Genomic DNA, 18,504 nt, shown 5'->3' with positions numbered 1-18,504 from the left:
AACTGACATTGGAGTGACGACTTGAAAGCCAAACTGGGCATGTCCCCCATTGCATGGTGGAACGACGATCTTGCGGAACTCAGCGATGACGTCTCGCTGGAGGAGTGCTTGCGCCAGTCGCGTTCGGCAGGTTTCACCGGCATGGAAATGGGCCGCCGTTTTCCCAGTGACCCGGAGATCATGCTGCCGATCCTGAAAGAGGCCGACGTCACGCTTTGCGGTGGCTGGTTCTCCGGTACGCTGGTCGACGAAGACATGGCGGGGAATAAGGATCGCATCCAGCCGATGATCGATCTCTTCAAGGCGGTGAACGCGCCTTGCATCGTCTACGGCGAGGTCGGCCGCTCCATCCAGGGCGACCGCTCGAAGCCGCTCGCCACCAAGCCCAGGCTTTCGGACGACGAGATGAAAGCCTATGCGAAGCGCCTCACGCAGTTCGGGGAATGGTGCGCCGAGCAGGGCATGCCGCTCTCCTACCACCATCATATGGCAGCGGTGGTCGAGACGGAGCCGGAGCTTGATGCCTTCATGCGCTTTTCGGGAGAAGGCATCCCCTTGCTGCTCGATGCCGGTCACCTGGCCTTTGCCGGCGGTGACGTGCTGCGCGCCATCGACAAGCATCACCAGCGCATCAACCATGTGCATGTGAAAGACATACGCATGGAGGTGATCGAGAAACTCGACCGCCAGAAGCAATCCTTCCTAGACGCCGTGGCGCTCGGCGCCTTCACGGTGCCGGGAGACGGTTCGCTGGATTTTGGCGTCATCGTGGAAAGGCTGGCGAACTACGGCTATGAAGGCTGGTTCGTCGTCGAGGCCGAGCAGGACCCGAAGACGAATCCGCCGTTCAAGATGGCGCAACTCGGCTACAAGGAATTGATGCGGGTGATGACGGCTGCCGGTTACACCGTTGAAACACAGGGCTTTCCCAATGCTTGAATGCAGTATTCCCGGCGAAGGGCTGATCCGATGCGGGGGCTGATCCGATGAAGGACTCCGAGCATCCGTTCTTCCGGCCCTTGTGGCGGCGCGTTGCCATCGTCGCGGTCTGCCTGGGCTGGGCCGTGGTCGAGTTTGCCACCGGCGCGCCGTTCTGGGGCATGATTGCGCTCGGCTTCGCCGGCTATGCCGTCTGGCAGTTCTTCTATCTCTATAAGCCGGCCGACGGCGGCAAGGCTTCGGCCGATACCGAACCAAAGGAATGAAGCGCGATGTCGAAACTGCTGGTTAAGGCCGATAAGGGCCAGGGCCGCGTCGCCCATGTGACGCCGCAAAACGCCGGCTGGACTTATGTCGGTTTCGATCTGCATCGATTGCGGCCAGGCGGAACAGCCTCCGGGCAAACCGCGAACCGTGAAGTCTGCCTGGTGTTCGTCACCGGCAAGGGCAAGGCGACGGCCGGCGGCAAGGATCTCGGCCTGCTCGGCGAACGCATGTCGCCCTTCGAAGGCAAGCCGTGGTCGGTCTATGTGCCGCAGGGCTCTGACTGGTCGGTGACATCAGACACCGATCTCGAACTCGCGGTCTGCTCGGCGCCGGGGCTTGGCGGCGGCCTGCCGGTCCGCGTCATTGCGCCGAAGGATCTCGGCCAGGAGGTTCGCGGCAAGGGCACCAACACGCGCTATGTCACCAACATCCTGCCGGAGGGCAAGCCGGCCGACTCATTGCTGGTGGTCGAGGTCATCACGCCGGGCGGCCACACATCGAGCTATCCGCCGCACAAGCATGACCAGGACAATCTGCCGGCCGAGTCCTATCTCGAGGAGACCTACTACCACCGCCTCAACCCGCCGCAGGGCTTTGCCTTTCAGCGCGTCTACACCGACGCCGACTGGACTGGCGCTCGATCGCTCGATGAGACGATGGCGATCGAGGACGGCGATGTCGTGCTGGTGCCCAAGGGCTATCATCCTTGCGCCGCCTGCCATGGCTATGACCTCTACTACCTCAACGTCATGGCGGGGCCGAAGCGGACGTGGAAATTTCACAACGCGCCCGAGCACGAATGGCTGATGAAGGCCTGATCGCGCTTCCTTCCGGTCGGCAACTGGCCCAAGGCGAAAAAATCGTCGGCTAATGACCCGCCTGAACAACTTTGTTATCAGGGCGATCATCAGCTTCGTCATTTCGTCATGCAAATCGCCTATGGCAGCGGGAGTTGACGAGGACTTTCGATGCGCTACGCCATCTATTTCACCCCCCGGCAGGACGAACCGCTGGCGCGGATCGCCGCCAATTGGCTCGGCCGCGACCCGTTCGGCGCCGCCACGAGGCCGGTCGAGGCGGTGGGCGAGCTGTCGGCGGCGGAAGTCGCCTTCCACACCGCTTCGGCGCGCCGCTACGGTTTTCATGCGACGCTGAAGGCGCCCTTCCGGCTGGCTTCGAACGAAACGGAAGCCGCGCTTCGCGCGGCGCTCGACGATTTTGCCTTGGCGACGCCAGTGGTGACCATCCCACGGCTGGTCGTCAGCCAGATCGACGGCTTCTTCGCGCTCGTGCCGGAAGGACCGCTGCCGGCGCTCAACCGCTTCGCCGACGACGTTGTGCGCGACTTCGACCGTTTTCGCGCGCCGCTGACCGAGGCTGAGATCGAACGGCGCAGCCCTGATTCGCTGAAGCCGGATGAATTCCGCAATCTCTGCCAGTGGGGCTACCCCTATGTCTTCGAGACCTTCCGGTTCCATATGACGCTATCCGGCCGTGCCTCGTCACAGGAAAGCCCTCGTCTTCGCGCAGCAATCGACAGCCTGTTTGCGCAGGTCCTGCAACGGCCGGTGCCGGTGGACGCACTGACCCTGTTTGTCGAAACTGAACCTGGCGCCCCGTTCATGGTGCTTTCCCATCACGCGCTCGGGCGCCGCCCGGCCAGAAGAACTGCCTAAGATGACTATTTGTTTTAACCGCCTTTTTGCGACGCCAATCGGTTTCAATTGGCTGCAAAAATCCTCCAGGGATTGCCTGAAATGACCGCCCAGACCGTTCTCAGCAATGCCCGCATCGTGCTTGCCGACGAGATCGTCGGAGGCTCTATCGTGCTGCGCGACGGCTTGATCAGCGGGATCGATGCCGGCGCCGGCCGGACCGGCGAAGACATGGGCGGCGATTTCATCATTCCCGGGCTGGTCGAGCTTCATACCGACCACCTCGAAGGCCATTACGCGCCGCGGCCGAAGGTGCGCTGGAACCCGATCGCCGCCGTTCTCGCCCATGACGCGCAGGTGGCGACCGCCGGCATCACCACCGTGCTCGACGCCTTGCGCGTCGGCATGGACGACGACGCCGACATGAATTCGGCCGACATGCGCAAGCTGGCCGATGCGATCGAGGACAGCGTCCAGCAGGACCGGCTGCGGGCCGACCATTTCATCCATCTGCGCTGCGAGGTTTCGGCGCCAGATTGCCTCGCCGCCTTCGCCCACTTCGATGGCGATGACAGGATCAAGCTGGCGTCGCTGATGGACCATGCGCCGGGACAGCGCCAGTTCGTCGACTTGGAGACCTATGCCTACTACTACCAGCGCAAGCTGAAGCTGACGGATCGCGAATTCCAGCAATTTTGCGAGAAGCGGATGGCGGAGTCGGCGACGAATTCGGGGCCGAACCGCGCCTTCATCGCTGCAGCCTGCCATCAGCGCGGCATCGTGCTGGCCAGCCATGACGACGCCACGACAGGCCATGTCGACGAGGCGATCGAACAGGGTGTCCGCGTCGCCGAGTTCCCGACCACCAAGGAGGCCGCAAAAGCTTCGAAGGGGGCAGGGCTCGGGGTGCTGATGGGCGCGCCGAACGTCATGCGCGGTGCTTCGCATTCGGGTAATGTTTCGGCCCGCACGCTCGCCGGCGAAGGCTTGCTCGACATATTGTCGTCCGACTACATTCCCTTCAGCCTGATCCAGTCGGCCTTTTTTCTCGGCGACGTAGTCGGCGGCATTTCCCTGCCTCAGGCGGTGGCCATGGTTTCGAAGAACCCGGCCGAGGCGGTCGGCCTCGCCGACCGTGGCGTCATCGAGCAGGGCCGGCGCGCCGACCTGGTTCGCGTCCGTCTCGACGATCACGTCCCGGTGGTCCGCACGGTCTGGCGGCAGGGACGGCGGGTCGCGTGATGGTGTCGGCGTCGATCGAGCGTGAATTGTCCGCCGCTGCGTTTCCGATCCGCGACGGCGTCTTCGTCGCCGTCGTCGGGCCGAGCGGCGCCGGCAAGGATACGGTGATCGGCTATGCCCGGGCACTGTTTGCCGACGAGAACCGGCTGGAGTTCGTGCGCCGGGTCATCACCCGGCCGAGCGACACGACGAGCGAGGATCACGACACGCTCGCCGACGCGGCCTTTGTCGAGGCGGAAGCGGACGGCGCCTTCGCCATCTCCTGGGAGGCGCATGGCCTGCGTTACGGCATCCCGGCCGAAGTCGACTGGTCGGTGGCCAATGGCCGCGTCGCAATTGCCAATGTCTCCCGCGCCATCATCCCGGCGCTGCGCGATCGCTATGCCAATCTGGCTGTCGTCGAGATCACCGCATCGCCGGAAATCCTAGCCGAGCGACTGGCGATGCGCGGCCGCGAGTCGCGCGGCGAAGTGCTGGCGCGCCTGGCGCGCAGCGCCAATGTGGCGTTGTCCGGGCCAGGCGTCACCTCGATCGACAATAGCGGCCCGCGTGAGGCGGCCGGCGAGCGCTTTGCCGATGTGCTGCGCAAGGCCATGGCATTCTCCGACATGTCGGGCTTAATTTAAGGCTGCGTCTTCCCCTCTTCCCTTCTTGTGGGAGAAGGTGGATTGGCGCATAGCGCCAAGACGGTTGAGGGGTGCTGGCCGGAGCTCGGTCGGCGTCAAGCTGGAACACCCCTCATCCGGCCGAGCTTGACTCGGCCACCTTCTCCCGCTGGGGGGAGAAGGGAGAGGCGGAGCCGCTATTCCGCGGACGCACCAGCCATGCCCTTGCGGGTCGCCTCGAGCATCAGCCGCCGCTCCCGGTACACGGCCCATTGCTGATCGACCAGCACTCCGATGAGGATCACCCCGCCCATCACCGCGAAATTGAGCGAGGAAGGGATGCCGAGCAGGTTGACGAGGTTTTGGAGCTCCTGCAGCAGAACCGTGCCGAGAATGACGCCGATCAGCGAGCCCTCGCCGCCGCGCAGCGAGAAGCCGCCGAGCACTGCCGCGGCAATGGCATAGAGTTCGTAGAACTGGCCATGGCTCGCCGGCGAGATCGAGCGCGTGTACATGGCGAAGTAGATCGCCGACAGCGCCGTCAGCACACCGCAGATGACATAGGCCGCCGTGACAACGCGGCCGGTGCGTATCCCGGAATATTTCGCCGCCTCCTCATTCTTGCCGATGGCGTAGAGATAGCGGCCGAACACCGAACGATGCAGCACCACCCACATTACGATGGCGATGACGATCAGCGCTATGAAACTGTTCGGCACGCCATAGGATCGCCCCGCGGTCAGGAATTCGAGCTCCGGAAAGTTCTGTCCGAAAGCAAAACCCGCGGTGCCGTCGGCAGTGTAGAACCGCGCGACGCCGCGATAGATCAAGAGGCCGCACAGCGTCACCACGAAAGGCTGCAATTTGAGCCGCGTGATCAGCCAGCCATGTGCCAGCCCGATCATGCCGCCAAGCACGAGGATCAGCGGCAGCGCGACCGGCCATGCCATGCCGCGCGTGGCGATGAAATCGACGAACAGGACGCCGAGCAGCGCAACCACGGAGCCGACCGACAATTCGATGCCGCCGGTGATGATGACGAAGGCCTGGCCGATAGCCAGGATGCCGAACAGGCCGATCAGGTTCGACGTGTTGGCGAGGTTGATCGGCAGCAGAAAGCGCGGATTGATCATCGCCACCACCGCTCCCACCACAAGGATCAGGATCAGCAGGCCGAGATCTTTCTTGCTCATCGTCTTCTCCCCAATCCCTGCCTAGGCAGGCTCCGCAAAAGTGTTCTACGGTTTTGCGACCAGAACCTGCACCAAAACAAAAATCTATCTCGGCTGCTTGCCCACGGCCAGCAGCAGCACGTTTTCCTGGCTGAACTGTTCCTTGTCGAGAATGCCTGAGATCTGGCCCTCATGCATGACAGCGATGCGGTCAGAGACGCCAATCACCTCCTCCATGTCGCTGGAGATCATCAGCACGGCGACACCGGCATCGGCTAGTGCGCGCATCAGCCCGTAGATCTCGGCCTTGGCGCCGATGTCGATGCCGCGGGTCGGCTCGTCGAGGATCATCACCTTGGGGTTCATCGCAAGCCACTTGGCCAGCACGACCTTTTGCTGGTTGCCGCCTGACAGCGTGCCGGTGCGCGTCGCCACCGACGGTGCCTTGATGCCGAGATTGCGTTTCTGCTTCTCGGCGGTGACGGCTTCGGCGCCGGCAGAAACCAGGAACCGCTGGGCATGCGCCGGCAGATTGGGAAGCGAAATATTCTGGGCAATCGACAGATCGAGCAGGATGCCGGTCAACTTGCGGTCTTCCGGGACGAGGAAGATCCCGTTGGCCACAGCGTCGGCGGCCGAACCGAGAACCAGGTCTTTTCCATCAAGCTGGAGCGCGCCGCCAAGGCTCGTCTCAATGCCGAAAAACACGCGCGCCAGCTCGGTGCGGCCAGAGCCGACTAAGCCCGCCAGCCCTAGGATTTCGCCTTGCCTGACGCCGAGATCGACCGGCCGGTCTGGATAGGCGCTGGTGCGAATGGCCTTGGCCGACAGGGCGACAGTGCCGGGCGGGCGCGCCGATTCTGCGGCCTTCTCCCGCTGCTTCAGCATGCGGCCGATCATCAGCTTCACCATCTGGTCGTGGTTGACGGCGCTCTTCGGCAGCGTGCCGGCAAGCTTGCCGTCCCTCAGCACGACGACGCGATCGGCGACCCGCTCGACCTCGTGAAGACGGTGCGAGATGAAGATGACGCTGATCCCCTCAGCCTTCAGCGCTCTGATGACATCGAGCAGTTTGTCGGTTTCGGCAAGGGGCAGGCTCGATGTCGGTTCGTCGAGGATCACCAGCCTTGCCTCGATCGACAGCGCCTTGGCGATTTCGACCATCTGCTGCTGGGCAAGCGACAGCGTCGATACCGGCGTATCGGCCGAGAAATTGGCGCCCACGCGTTTGAGCAGTGGCGCCGCCAGCGTGCGCAGCCTGGCGCGGTCGACCAGCCTGAGCGGACCGGCGCGCAACGGCTCGCGGCCGAAAAAGATGTTGGCGGCAACGTCCAGGTTTTCGAACAGGTTGAGTTCCTGATGAACGAAGGCAATGCCGGAACCGATGCTGGCTTCGACGGTCAGCCTATCATGGGCGACGCCGTCGACGGTGATCGTGCCGGTGTCGGGGGTGGTCACGCCGCCGAGGATCTTCATCAGCGTCGACTTGCCGGCGCCGTTTTCGCCGACGAGGCCGATGACCTCGCCAGGCCTGACCTCCATCGAAAATCCATCCAGCGCGACCACGCCGGGATAGGTCTTGCGCACGCCCTCGAGACTGAGGAACGGGGCAGTCGTGGATACGCCGATGGATGCGTCGGAATAATTCATCACGCCTGACAGCAGCTGGTGGGCCGTTCTAGCCACATCTGCAAGACTGACGACCCTCGCAAGGTTCGTCAATGCGAGCCGCCGACCCGAAGCGAACCTCGAGCCGGCGCAACTGCCTTCGCCTTAATTGCCGGACATCGCCTTCAGATTGGCGGCATAGGCGTCGACATCGTCCTTGCCGATGATCTTGGTCGGGATGATGATCAGGCCGTTCTCCGGAATGCCCGACTTGTCGCCCTCGAGATAGGCGGCCATCAGCTTCATGCCCTGGTAGGCCCATTCGAAGGGCTGCTGCACCACGGTGGCGGCAACGGTGCCTTCCTTGACGCCGCCCAGCGTGATCGGATCGTCGTCGAAGCCGACGACCGTGATCTGGCCGAGCTTGCCGGCGTCGCGCAGCGCTTCGTAGATGCGCGGCGTGTTGTAGGAATAGAAGCCGACCATGCAGGTGACGTCGGGGCTGGCGACCAGCGCGTCCTCGACGTTCTTCTTGGCGCGGGCCTGGTCGATGTCGTCGCCACGCACGTCGATCAGCTCGATCTTGGTGCCGGCGAGCCCTTCCTTCATGCCCTCGATGCGCTCCTTGGCATTATCGGCGCCGAGCAAGCCGACGAAGCCGAGGCATTTGCCGCCGTCGGGCATCGCCTTCTTGGCGATCTCGGCCGCCTGTTTGCCGGCATCGATGTTGGATGAGCCGATATAGGCGATACGCTTGGTCTGCGGCGCGTCGCTGTCGGTGGTGAACAGCGCCGTCTCCGAGGCGATCTTGTTGAGCCCGTCGGTCGAGGTCTTGGGATCGACGGCCGATACCATGATGGCCTTGACGCCGGCCGTCACCAGATCGTCCATCAGCCGCTGCTGAATGGCAACCGACGACTGCTCCGGATATTTGAGCTCCAGATTGTAGCCGGGCAGTTCGGCCTGCGCCTTCTTGACACCGGCTTCGGCCGCCTTCCAGAAATCGGAGGCGCCGTTGACGACGAAGGCCAGCGTCGGTTTATCCTGGGCACGGGCAATTGCAGTGATGGACAGACCGAGCGCCAAGGCCGCGGCGGCGATGGACGCATTTCGTATCGCAGATTTCATGTTCAACCTCCCATTGATTCAGTCATTTTCGCTGATCTGAACTTGTCGAATGCGGCTTGGACGCCCCTCCTCAAGGGGTGATGGCAGCGAAAGAACGGCACCATTCCAGCCGCGATTTGAACTCTAGAGACTCATTGGCAGTTCGTAAATAGTCGGATTTGTCTGACATTTCAGTAATTGCGCGGCGTTGCTCTGCGCCTGAGTGCCACCGATACCGCGCAGCACACACTTGCTTGCCGCCATGGCCCGTTCGGTCCCCAGCCGGGCATGACAAATTGACATTAGAATGCTCACGCCTATTAGTAAATAGTATTAGTTTCTGGTTGGAAACCTCTGGTGCCGCCGGCGAATGGCTGCCTGCCGTGTGAGAAGGGAGGCTCCGTTAACCCGTCCAAAGGCCTTGGGGTGGGCCCAATTCCGAGAAATCGATCTTTCAGGACCGCGTATTGCTCTCCCGCACTGCTAGCCATTCGGCTACCAGAATGATAATAATTATTAATCGGGTGCTCGTTTATAAACGCGAAACGTCGTCGGACGTCCTGCCGTCTTTATGACGTCCAGGACGACCTCTGGTTAGACAAGCCGGGAATTTGGAACACAATGCCATGAGCGAACCGACGGATCTGCGCGATCCTCCCCTTGAAGCCGCCCGGCGCCGAAAGCCATCGGCCAAGAACCCCAAGGGTCGCGTTACCATGACCGATATCGCCAGGGCCGCCGGCTGCTCGCAGGCAACGGTTTCGTTCGTCCTCAACAACACGCCGGGCATAAGGCTCTCGCAACAGACCCGCGAACGGGTGATCGGGGCCGCGCGGGGCCTCGGCTATGCGCCACCAGCCTTCTCTGCTCTTCGCAGCCCTACCGCCTCGTTCGAGGGGCTGGACGGGGTGATCGGCTTCGCGGTCGATCAACTGGCGACCAGTCCCGAAGCGGTCGTCGCCATCGAAGGAGCGCGCCAGGCCTCGTGGAATGCCGGCAATGTCGTGCTGGTCGCGCAGACTTTGGGTGATACCGTCATGGAGCCGCGCGCGATTGCGGCACTGACCACGCGGGGTATTTCGGCGCTGATCTACATGACCATCTTTACGCGCGAGATCACCGCGCCCGACTATCTCTACGGCCTCGATATCCCGGTCATCCTGCTCAATTGCTATACCGCCGACTACGCCTTTCCCGCTGTGGTGCCGAGCGAAATCGCCGGCGGGCAGAGTTCCACCCGCCACTTGATCAGCCATGGCCACCGCCGCATCGGAACCATCACCGGCGAGCCATGGATGCAGGCGGCGCAGGATCGGCTGAAGGGCTACCGCCGGGCACTGGCGACGGCCGACATCCCGTTCGATGTGGAGCTGGTGGTCGAGGGCGACTGGTCGGCGAGCGCCGGCTACGCCGCGACAGTCAAGCTTCTGGCACTCAAGGATCGGCCGACCGCAATCTTCTGCCAGAACGACCGCACCGCGATCGGCTGCTACGAAGCGTTGAAGGAAGCCGGCCTGCACATCCCCGGGGATATTTCGGTGATCGGCTATGACGACGAGGAAATCGCCCGGCATCTGTTCCCGCCTTTGACGACGTCGATCCTGCCGCATATGGCGATGGGGCAATGGGCGATCGAGCAATTGGAAGTCCCTGCACCGCCCGGCCGCGGCCGCTACCCCATTACCAAGCTTGAATGCCCGCTGGTCGAGCGGGAATCGGTCAGTGCTGTGGCGCCTGAGCGCACACACGGACCGACAGCCAGCTGAGCACATCCAGACTTCCGTCAATGCAAACGCCGTACCTGATGCAGCTCCAAACCAGACAGGCGCCCCCGCAAGGGCGATGGCCCCGACATTGTCGCCTGGCATGGTGGATCGGGATTCTTGTATCCCGAGTTCTGCGGATTGACATACGGTTTGCTGCAGTCTGGTTGTGGCGAAATCCTGGATCCAAGGGTAAATCTGATCTGGTTCGCCGTTCCGCGCCGGCCTTCGAGCCCGATTTCCTCGCTGACCCGGATCGGCAACCCGCCAGGAGTTATACTGCCATGAAGCTCCAGCATCGCCATGGCCCGCCGCGCGATTTCGTCGGTTACGGCCGGCGGCCGCCGCAGATCATATGGCCGGACGGACGTCTGGTCGCAGTCAATCTCGTGGTCTGCTACGAGGAAGGGTCGGAATATTCGCTGTTCGAGGGCGACGACCATACCGATGGCTGGGGCGAATATCCGTTGTCGGCGCCGGCCGGCATCCGCGATCTCGGCACCGAAACGCATTTCGAGTATGGCAGCCGCGTCGGTATCTGGCGCATCGCCAGACTGCTCGAGCGACACGGCGTCCACGCCACGATCTCGAGCTGTGCCGAGGCGCTGCGGCGCAACCCGGAGGTGACGGCATGGCTGCGCCAATCGGGTCACGATCTGCTCGGCCATGGCCTGCGCTGGACCGAACAATGGACCCTGAGCCGTGACGAGGAGCGCGACCATCTGCAGCGTGCCGTCGCGCTGTTCATCGAGCTGCTCGGCGAGCGGCCGATCGGCTGGAACAGCCGTTCCTTTCCCAGCGTCAACACGCGCGACATCCTGATCGAGGAAGGCGGCTTCCTGTATGATTCAGATCCGTGCAACGACGACCTGCCCTATTTCGTGCCGGCACAGAACGGGCGCCTTCTGATCATTCCCTATTCCAAGACCTTGAACGACAGCCGCTATCTGGTAAGCCCCGGCTATGTGACGCCCAATGACTTCGTCGACAACGTCGAAGCCTATCTGGACTTCCTGATCAGGGAAGCCAGGGAAGAAGGCGGGCGCATGATGACGATAGCCGTCCATGCGCGATGGACCGGCCAGCCCAACCGGGCCGCGGCATTGGAAGGCATAATCGAGACGGTTCTGTCCAGGCCGGACGCCGCCTTCATGCGCCGCAACGACATCGCCCGTTATTGGCTGTCGTTGTTTCCGGCCGAGGGCGAAGCGCCATGAAGCCGACGTCCAACTCGCGTGGCGAACAGCAATGCTTAAGCATCGGTGCGGGAAGGGAATTGCTCACCCCAACGGCATAGCGCCTCTGCTCCAGCATTGAGCGCCGCTCCGCTCTCTGTCAACGAATAGACGACCTTAGTCGGCGATCCCGGATAGACTTCTCGGTTCACAAGCCCGTCAGCCTCCAGTTCGCGTAATTGCTGCGTCAGCATCTTTTCACTGATCGCCGGAATGGACTGCCTCAATCGGCCGAACCTGCGAGACGCCGTTCCAAGCTCACAAAGAATATCCACTTTCCACTTCCCTTCGATCGCCTTGATCGCGGTCGAGAAGGGTGGTGCTCTGGAACGGCCGGCTCCTTTGTGCTCCTCGTCGAAAAGGAAGCGCATCGGCCAACACTTGACCTTTGAGTTCGTGAAAGGTGCGCTTCAATTCGCAATGCAAGTGCTGTAGTTAGACAAAGAGTGCGGCCTGCCGCTTACTGAGGCAAAGAAGGCGAAAGCGTATCAATCGCAGTGTATGAGAGCCATACCGATGAGATGAGACGAAGCTGCCGAAGACGGGCTAGGCCCGGCGTTCTGCTCAGCGTGAGCGCTGGTCTGCGGCTGCTCGCGTCGTTGCTCTTTTTGGTCTGGACCATTCCTGCGGCAACAGCCGACCAGGTCGGACATGATGTAGCTAAAGAGCAAATGAGGCTCGCTGCGTCCAAACCGGTCGCGACCATCCTTGTCCGCGACATTGCGCGCCGTGTTGCAGCTGAGACTTTCCGTTTCAAGACGGGAACGCCTGCCATTGCGGGAAACGGCAAGCCCTTTTGCATTATGCCGGATTTGCGCCTGCCGTTCGAAACCGCGTCAGCCGCACCGATTGGTATCGGGTCTGAGGACCGGACGAAACTGTCGCCGATCCGCGCCTTTGATGCGCGCGCGCCTCCGTTTCTCCCGCCATGATCCTGGCCGCGCGACCGCGGCCGCCGACTCCCAAAACTTTCACATCGCGTTCCCGGGCTCTCGTCGAGTTGCTCGCCGATCGGAACGCCAAAGCTCTTGTCGGAGGCGGTTTCCGCCCGATATCGGCTGAACGGACAAGAACATGCTGCATTTTTCGCGCTGGAAGACCATTCTCATCTGGCTGACGGTCCTGGCCGGTATCCTGTACGCAGCTCCAAACCTGGTTCCCGCCTCCACCCTGGCATCGCTGCCGAATTGGCTGCCAAAGCGGCAGCTGACGCTGGGCCTCGACCTGCAGGGCGGCTCGCACATCCTGCTCCAGATCGATCGGCAGGACCTCGCCAACGAACGCCTCGAAGCGGCACGCGACGAGGTCCGCACATCGCTGCGCGATGCCCAGATCGGCTATACCGGGCTAACCGGCACCGCCAATTCCATCCAGGTCCGTATTCGCGACCAAGGCCAGATCGAAGCTGCGAAGGCCGCGCTCGAAAGATTGACGCAGCCGATCTCGACCGGCCTTTTCATGAGCGGCTCGGTGACCGAGATGGAGATGGCCGAGCCGGAACCGGGCCTGCTGCGCTTTACGCTGACCGAAGCCGGGGTCGACTACCGGATCGCCGCGGCGCTGACACAATCGATCGAGGTGGTGGGTCGGCGCGTCAACGAGCTCGGCACAACCGAGCCGATCATCCAGCGCCAGGGATCGGACCGCATCATGGTCCAGGTGCCGGGCCTGCAGGATCCGCAGCGGCTGAAGGATATCCTCGGACAGACGGCGAAGCTGACCTTCCAGATGGTGGACCAGTCGATTCCGGTCGAGGAGGCGATCTCCGCCCGCCCGCCGGCGGGCTCGACGGTGTTGTATTCGACGGACGAGCCGCGGGTTCCGCATCTGATCGAGAACCGGATCATCGTCTCCGGCGAAAACCTCGTCGACGCGCAGGCAACCTTCGACCAGCGCACCAACGAGCCGGTGGTCTCGTTTCGCTTCGACAGTCGCGGCGCCACCCGCTTCGGTCAGGCTACTCAGGCCAATGTCGGGCGCCTGTTCGCCATCATCCTCGACAACGAGGTGATCTCCGCGCCTCAGATCCGCGAACCAATCCTGGGCGGCACTGGGCAGATATCCGGCAGTTTCACGGTGGAGAGCGCGAACGACCTTGCGGTCCTGCTGCGCGCCGGCGCACTGCCTGCCGACCTCACCATCGTCGAGGAACGCACCGTCGGTCCGAGCCTTGGCAGCGATTCGATCGAAGCGGGCCAGTTCGCGTCGATCATCGCCTTGTTCCTCGTCGTCGGCTTCATGCTGTTCGCCTATGGGCGACTGGGACTGATCGCGAATATCGCGCTCCTGGCCAACGTCGCACTGATCATCGCCGTCCTGTCCGTGCTCGGGGCAACGCTGACGCTGCCTGGCATCGCCGGCATCGTGCTGACCATGGGCATGGCGGTCGATTCCAACGTCATCATCTTCGAGCGCGTCCGCGAAGAGAACCGCCAAGGGCGCTCGATCGTGCAGTCGATGGATTCCGGGTTCAGACAGGCGCTGGCGACCGTCGTCGACGCCAATGTGACGACACTAATTGCGGCCGTCATCCTGTTCTTCCTTGGCTCGGGGCCGATCAAGGGGTTCGCCGTCACCCTCGCCATCGGCATCGTCACCACCGTGTTCACGGCCTTCACGCTGACGCGTTGGCTGGTCGCGTTCTGGCTGCGCCGGCAGCGGCCGAAAACGATGCCCAACGGTGTCATGCGGCTGGTGCCCGACGACACGCGCGTGCCGTTCATGGCGTTCCGAAAATACGCCTTCACGCTGTCCTTGCTGTTGTCGATCGCTTCGGCCGTGCTGTTCTTCACGGTCGGCATGAACTACGGCATCGACTTCCGCGGCGGTTCGAGCATCGAGGTGCAGGCGAAGGGCCAGCAGGCCGACATCGGCGACATCCGTCAGCGGCTGACGGGCCTCGAACTGGGTGAGGTGCAGGTGCAGGAGTTCGGCTCGACCCGCGACGTGCTGATCCGCATCGGCACCCAGGGAGGCGGTGATATTGCCGAACAGTCCGCGGTTGCGAAAGTGAGAAGCGCGCTCGAAACCGACTACGAGTTCCGCCGCATCGAGGTTGTCGGTCCGACGGTGTCCTCCGAACTCGCGTTCAACGGCACAATGGGCGTGCTCGCCTCACTGCTGGCGATGCTCGTCTACATCTGGATCAGGTTCGAGTGGCAGTTCGGGCTCGGCGCCATCATTTCGACGTTCCACGACGTGATCCTGATGATCGGCTTCTATGTCGTCGCCGGCATAGAGTTCAATTTGACCTCGATAGCCGCGATCCTGACCATTGTCGGCTACTCCATCAACGATACGGTTGTTGTCTATGACCGAGTCCGCGAGAACCTGCGCCGCTATAAAAGGATGCCGATTGCCGAGCTGCTCGACCTGTCGATGAACCAGACGCTGGCGCGAACGGTCCTGACCGGCGTGACCACGCTGTTCGCGCTGGCGGCGCTTTCGATCTGGGGCGGCGAGGTCATCCAGTCCTTCACGGTCGCGATGATCTTCGGCATCCTCGCCGGGACCTATTCCTCCATCTTCGTCGCCGGGCCGCTGCTGATTCTGTTCAAGCTCCGGCCGGGCGCCCTCAGTCCAGAGGAAGCCGCAGCTGCGAAAGAGCCGCCGGCGCAGCAAGCCTTATGACGTGACGGCTCGAAGCCGATCCACGATGGGGTCGATTCGGCGCCGGTCGTTGCTCGACCAAGACTGAAGCGAACGGCGCCCATGCCGATCTTCTCGGGCACGCCCATGGCCGTGAGCACTGGGGAGAGCTCGACCCGGCCGGCGTGACAAGCCGAACCGGTCGACGCCGCGACGCCCTCTAGACGCGAAAGCACCTCGGCACCGATCATGCCGACGAACGAAACGCTGAGCGTGTTGGGAAGGCGGTGCTGAGGGTGCCCGTTGAGTGCGACACGGTCGCCGAAACTCTCCTGCAGCGCGTCCGATCGCGCAGCACGCGGACGCGCGCCATCGGCTCCAGGTCGCCGGCGAGCGCACAGGCAGCGCCGAGGCCGACCGCGAGCAGAGCGCTCTCAGTGCCAGCACGCCGGTGGATCGTGCCAACCTCATTGTGGGCGTGCATGACGCTGATCAGGATGGTGCGCGGCGTCACGGCACGACGCACGTCCTCGGGATCGACCCGGCCCGTGCTGTCGACCGGCACATAGGTCACTGCCGCGCCGAGCTGCTCGAGGAACCGGCAAGGGGCGAGAATGGCCGGATGCTCGACCGTGGTGGTGACGATGTGCTCGCCCTTGTGCCTAAGCGCGAAGAACGTTGCCCTTGATCGCCAGGTTGTTGGCCACTTGTGAACACGATCTCGTCGGGTGCGCAGTCGAGCAGCGCCGCAACCTGGCTGCGGGCCTTCTCCAGTGCAGCCTTCGCCGGCATGCTCGCCCAATGGCCGCTCGACGGATTGCCGAAAGCCTCATCCAGATATGGCCGCATGGCAGCCGTGACCGAAGGATCGATCGGCGTGCTGGCGTTGTAGTCGAGATAGATCGACGTCATGCTCAGGAGCCTCGTTCCACGGCTTGTCGGTACACCCGCACCTTTCCGGCGGCGAACGTCGCGGCCGCGCGGAGGCCGTCGTGCCCGGCAATCAGCTTGAGCGCGGCTATTCCCGCATGAATGCCTGAACCTCTTCGGTTGTCACTTTGCCGTCCTTGTTCGCGTCGACCTTATCGAAGATTCTCTTATGGATGGCGGTGATCTCTTCGAAGGAAAGCGCGCTGTCGCCGTTCGTATCGGCAATGGCGAACATGATCTTCATCATGTGCCCGCGCATGCGAATCATCGGCATTGCGCCCATCATGCCGGGCTGCATCATCCCGCCGCCCATCATGCCCTGGCCCATCATGCCCTGGCCCATCATGCCGGGTTGAGCGGGCTGTGCACCTTGGTCTTGTCCCGCCATACCTCCAGGCTCGGGAGACGGCGCCTGCGCGACCGTCGTATGGTGCGGATCGGCTGCGGTCGTTTGCGCGGCGGCTATAGCCGTCGCGCCGGCGGCGATAATGGCGGCGAGCGCGGCCGCGCGCATCAGTGCAATCAACGTCATAATATCCTCCTTCCTCTCATGGGGCTCGGCAGAGCTCGTCCCAAGGTGCTGGCGGCTCTGCGGCCGGAGATGCTTTCAGCTCTTTCCCTACTGCCGGCAAACCGCCGGTCGCGGTCAAACTTCAATGTAAGCCAAAGGCATGGCGAAATTTGCGCCGGATCAATTGCTCGGTCAGCGATCTGCCGCTGTCATGTTGCCCTCCTTGAGGACGGATCTGTAGACAAGCGCGAGACATCGCTCATCACGACAACCACGACTACCCCTGAGAGACACGTCAGCGCGGCGATCGATGTGATCGCCCATGACAGCCCGAAGCTGTCGGCGATGAGGCCGGCGCAGAGCGCACCGATCGCGTAGCCGAGATCCCGCCAGAACCGGTAGACGCTGAGCGAGCGGGCGCGCCAGGTCGGATGCGAGGCATCGGAGACGGCTGCGATCAAGCTCGGGTAGACCATCGCTGTGCCGAGGCCGAGCAGAAGGCTGCCGACGATCCACCACTCGAACTGGCGCGTCGCCGCGGTGAGAAACAGACCGGCGGCCTGAACCCACATGCCGGCTACGATCAGGCCTTTGCGCCCCCAGCGATCGCTCAAGGGACCCGTGACGATCTGCAGGACACCCCATGTCGCGGGATAGATCGCCTTGAGAATGCCGATGCGCTCGACGCCGAGGCCGAAGGAAGCGAAGAACAATGGGAAGATGCCCCAGCTCATGCCGTCGTTGAGATTGTTGACCAGGCCGGCCTGGGAGGCGGCGAACAGGTTGCGATCCCCGAAGGAAGTGAGCGCGAAGACCTGCCGAAAGCTGATTGGCGCGGCCTGCTGCGCCTGGGATGAAGCCTCCAGCCGAACATGGTCGCGCGTGTCGCGCACCAGCAGGATCGACAGTGCGGCACCGACGACCGCATAGCCGATTCCGAGATAGATCGGCACTGGCCGAAGTCCGTATTGCGCGGCGAGATAGCCGGTCAGCAGCGCCGTCACCCCGACGGCGAGATAGCCGGCGAACTCGTTGAGGCCGACGGCAAGGCCGCGCGATTTCGGCCCGACGAGATCGACTTTCATGATCACGGTCATCGACCAGGCGAGGCCCTGGTTGATGCCGAGCAATGCGTTGGCCGCAATCACCCATTCCCAGGTCGGCGCCCAGATGATCATGAACGGCACCGGCAGGCCGACCAGCCATCCCAAAACGAGTACGCGCTTGCGGCCCCACGCGTCGGCAAGCTGGCCCGAGACCAGATTGGCGAAGGCCTTGACGACGCCGAAGCTGACGATGAAGGAGACGATGAGCGTCGTCGATGTGACGTGGAACTCCTCCGATCCGATCAGCGGCACCACCGTCCGTTCTATCCCGATCATGCCGCCGACAAAGGCGTTGATCACGACGAGCAGCGCGAATTGCGGCCAGTTCTCCCTGAGGCCGAGCCTGACGGATGAACCCGTCTTGCCTGGAACCGATGCCGCTTCCTCCATGGGTCAGGCCGCCGCCGCAGCCAAGCCGGAATTGGCGGCCCGGAGTGCCGCGGCCTTGGGCGGTACCGGCGGAATCTCGGCGAGCATGAAGCGGATGAACGCGCCCTCATACTCGATCAGGAGGGCCTCTTTGTGGCAACCGAACAGGTACGAGACGCCGGCTGGATCGGTGTGAAGAAACTGGCGGAGGATCATGGTCTTGCGCGCCTCGCTACGAAGGGCTAGAACATTCAATCATTCCGCTGAATGTTTCACTGAGGAGAAGCGGTGTCAAGCACCGGACCGAAACAGGCGATCTACGTAAGCCTTGCCGAAGTGGCCCAGGCGCTCGGCCATCCGCATCGGCTCGAGCTGCTGGAGCATCTGGCGCAAGGGGTGCGCAGCGT

General features: G+C 63.0%; 19 protein-coding genes. 10 read left to right on the top strand and 9 right to left on the bottom strand.

The window, feature by feature from the left end; genetic code table 11:
* The first annotated feature begins 21 nt into the window (after nt 1–21).
* From iolE to phnN, 6 genes are all read left to right on the top strand, one after another.
* The gene (iolE, locus tag EOA85_RS07330) at nt 22–939 is read left to right on the top strand and encodes a myo-inosose-2 dehydratase (protein WP_127208902.1); all 918 of its coding nucleotides are present in this window, start codon (nt 22–24) and stop codon (nt 937–939) included.
* 47 nt (nt 940–986) lie between these two features.
* Nucleotides 987–1,205, top strand: coding sequence for a DUF3329 domain-containing protein (locus EOA85_RS07325; protein WP_029347375.1), 219 nt, complete (start codon nt 987–989; stop codon nt 1,203–1,205).
* Nucleotides 1,206–1,211: 6 nt separating this feature from the next.
* On the top strand, nt 1,212–2,024 hold the full coding sequence (gene iolB / locus EOA85_RS07320; RefSeq protein ID WP_127208901.1) for a 5-deoxy-glucuronate isomerase: 813 nt from the start codon (nt 1,212–1,214) through the stop codon (nt 2,022–2,024).
* A 150-nt stretch (nt 2,025–2,174) separates the two neighbouring features.
* Entirely contained in the window at nt 2,175–2,882 is a 708-nt protein-coding gene (locus EOA85_RS07315; protein ID WP_127208900.1) for a DUF1045 domain-containing protein, read from the top strand.
* An 81-nt stretch (nt 2,883–2,963) separates the two neighbouring features.
* Nucleotides 2,964–4,103, top strand: coding sequence for an alpha-D-ribose 1-methylphosphonate 5-triphosphate diphosphatase (locus EOA85_RS07310; protein WP_127208899.1), 1,140 nt, complete (start codon nt 2,964–2,966; stop codon nt 4,101–4,103).
* A complete protein-coding gene (gene phnN, locus EOA85_RS07305) occupies nt 4,100–4,729 on the top strand; it encodes a phosphonate metabolism protein/1,5-bisphosphokinase (PRPP-forming) PhnN (RefSeq protein ID WP_206073322.1) in 630 nt (209 codons plus the stop codon). The genes EOA85_RS07310 and phnN overlap by 4 nt, the downstream gene beginning before the upstream one ends.
* Before the next feature lie 176 nt (nt 4,730–4,905).
* Here the strand turns inward: phnN and EOA85_RS07300 are convergent, their stop codons facing one another.
* The 3 genes from EOA85_RS07300 to EOA85_RS07290 all read right to left on the bottom strand — a co-directional run bounded on the left by EOA85_RS07300 (nt 4,906) and on the right by EOA85_RS07290 (nt 8,616).
* Nucleotides 4,906–5,901, bottom strand: a complete 996-nt coding sequence (locus tag EOA85_RS07300) for an ABC transporter permease (protein WP_127208898.1) — start codon at nt 5,899–5,901, stop codon at nt 4,906–4,908.
* Nucleotides 5,902–5,985: 84 nt separating this feature from the next.
* Complete coding sequence (locus tag EOA85_RS07295; RefSeq protein WP_127208904.1) at nt 5,986–7,530, bottom strand: sugar ABC transporter ATP-binding protein; 1,545 nt, start codon at nt 7,528–7,530, stop codon at nt 5,986–5,988.
* A gap of 123 nt (nt 7,531–7,653) precedes the next feature.
* Nucleotides 7,654–8,616 (bottom strand): sugar-binding protein, encoded by a 963-nt coding sequence (locus EOA85_RS07290; RefSeq protein ID WP_029347363.1) that lies wholly within the window; start codon nt 8,614–8,616, stop codon nt 7,654–7,656.
* A gap of 605 nt (nt 8,617–9,221) precedes the next feature.
* On the opposite strand from EOA85_RS07290, the gene EOA85_RS07285 reads away from it, so the two are divergent.
* Both EOA85_RS07285 and EOA85_RS07280 read left to right on the top strand, forming a co-directional pair.
* On the top strand, nt 9,222–10,361 hold the full coding sequence (locus EOA85_RS07285) for a LacI family DNA-binding transcriptional regulator (RefSeq protein WP_164759531.1): 1,140 nt from the start codon (nt 9,222–9,224) through the stop codon (nt 10,359–10,361).
* 281 nt (nt 10,362–10,642) lie between these two features.
* On the top strand, nt 10,643–11,575 hold the full coding sequence (locus tag EOA85_RS07280; protein WP_127208897.1) for a polysaccharide deacetylase family protein: 933 nt from the start codon (nt 10,643–10,645) through the stop codon (nt 11,573–11,575).
* 35 nt (nt 11,576–11,610) lie between these two features.
* Here the strand turns inward: EOA85_RS07280 and EOA85_RS07275 are convergent, their stop codons facing one another.
* Nucleotides 11,611–11,964, bottom strand: a complete 354-nt coding sequence (locus tag EOA85_RS07275; RefSeq protein WP_065011563.1) for a helix-turn-helix domain-containing protein — start codon at nt 11,962–11,964, stop codon at nt 11,611–11,613.
* 198 nt (nt 11,965–12,162) lie between these two features.
* Between EOA85_RS07275 and EOA85_RS07270 the strand changes: the two genes are divergently transcribed.
* Both EOA85_RS07270 and secDF read left to right on the top strand, forming a co-directional pair.
* Nucleotides 12,163–12,525 (top strand): hypothetical protein, encoded by a 363-nt coding sequence (locus tag EOA85_RS07270; RefSeq protein WP_127208896.1) that lies wholly within the window; start codon nt 12,163–12,165, stop codon nt 12,523–12,525.
* 142 nt (nt 12,526–12,667) lie between these two features.
* Nucleotides 12,668–15,223 carry a protein translocase subunit SecDF gene (gene secDF / locus EOA85_RS07265; RefSeq protein ID WP_127208895.1) on the top strand — a complete coding sequence of 852 codons (2,556 nt, stop codon included), beginning with the start codon at nt 12,668–12,670 and terminating at the stop codon, nt 15,221–15,223.
* Nucleotides 15,224–15,428: 205 nt separating this feature from the next.
* Here the strand turns inward: secDF and EOA85_RS39825 are convergent, their stop codons facing one another.
* From EOA85_RS39825 to EOA85_RS07245, 5 genes are all read right to left on the bottom strand, one after another.
* Nucleotides 15,429–15,797, bottom strand: a complete 369-nt coding sequence (locus tag EOA85_RS39825) for an aminotransferase class V-fold PLP-dependent enzyme (RefSeq protein WP_281033714.1) — start codon at nt 15,795–15,797, stop codon at nt 15,429–15,431.
* On the bottom strand, nt 15,752–16,030 hold the full coding sequence (locus tag EOA85_RS39820) for an aminotransferase class V-fold PLP-dependent enzyme (RefSeq protein WP_281033713.1): 279 nt from the start codon (nt 16,028–16,030) through the stop codon (nt 15,752–15,754). The genes EOA85_RS39825 and EOA85_RS39820 overlap by 46 nt, the downstream gene beginning before the upstream one ends.
* A 169-nt stretch (nt 16,031–16,199) precedes the next feature.
* Nucleotides 16,200–16,643, bottom strand: coding sequence for an EF-hand domain-containing protein (locus tag EOA85_RS07255; RefSeq protein WP_127208894.1), 444 nt, complete (start codon nt 16,641–16,643; stop codon nt 16,200–16,202).
* A 188-nt stretch (nt 16,644–16,831) separates the two neighbouring features.
* Entirely contained in the window at nt 16,832–18,118 is a 1,287-nt protein-coding gene (locus EOA85_RS07250) for an MFS transporter (protein WP_127208893.1), read from the bottom strand.
* A 3-nt stretch (nt 18,119–18,121) separates the two neighbouring features.
* Complete coding sequence (locus tag EOA85_RS07245) at nt 18,122–18,313, bottom strand: hypothetical protein (protein WP_127208892.1); 192 nt, start codon at nt 18,311–18,313, stop codon at nt 18,122–18,124.
* Between the last annotated feature and the right edge of the window lie 191 nt (nt 18,314–18,504).

This window comes from Mesorhizobium sp. M5C.F.Ca.IN.020.29.1.1 (assembly GCF_003997375.1).
Taxonomy (GTDB): Bacteria; Pseudomonadota; Alphaproteobacteria; order Rhizobiales; family Rhizobiaceae; genus Mesorhizobium; species Mesorhizobium wenxiniae.
The sequence above is the reverse complement of the archived record's forward strand: the minus strand, read 5'-3'. Positions and strand labels throughout refer to the sequence as shown.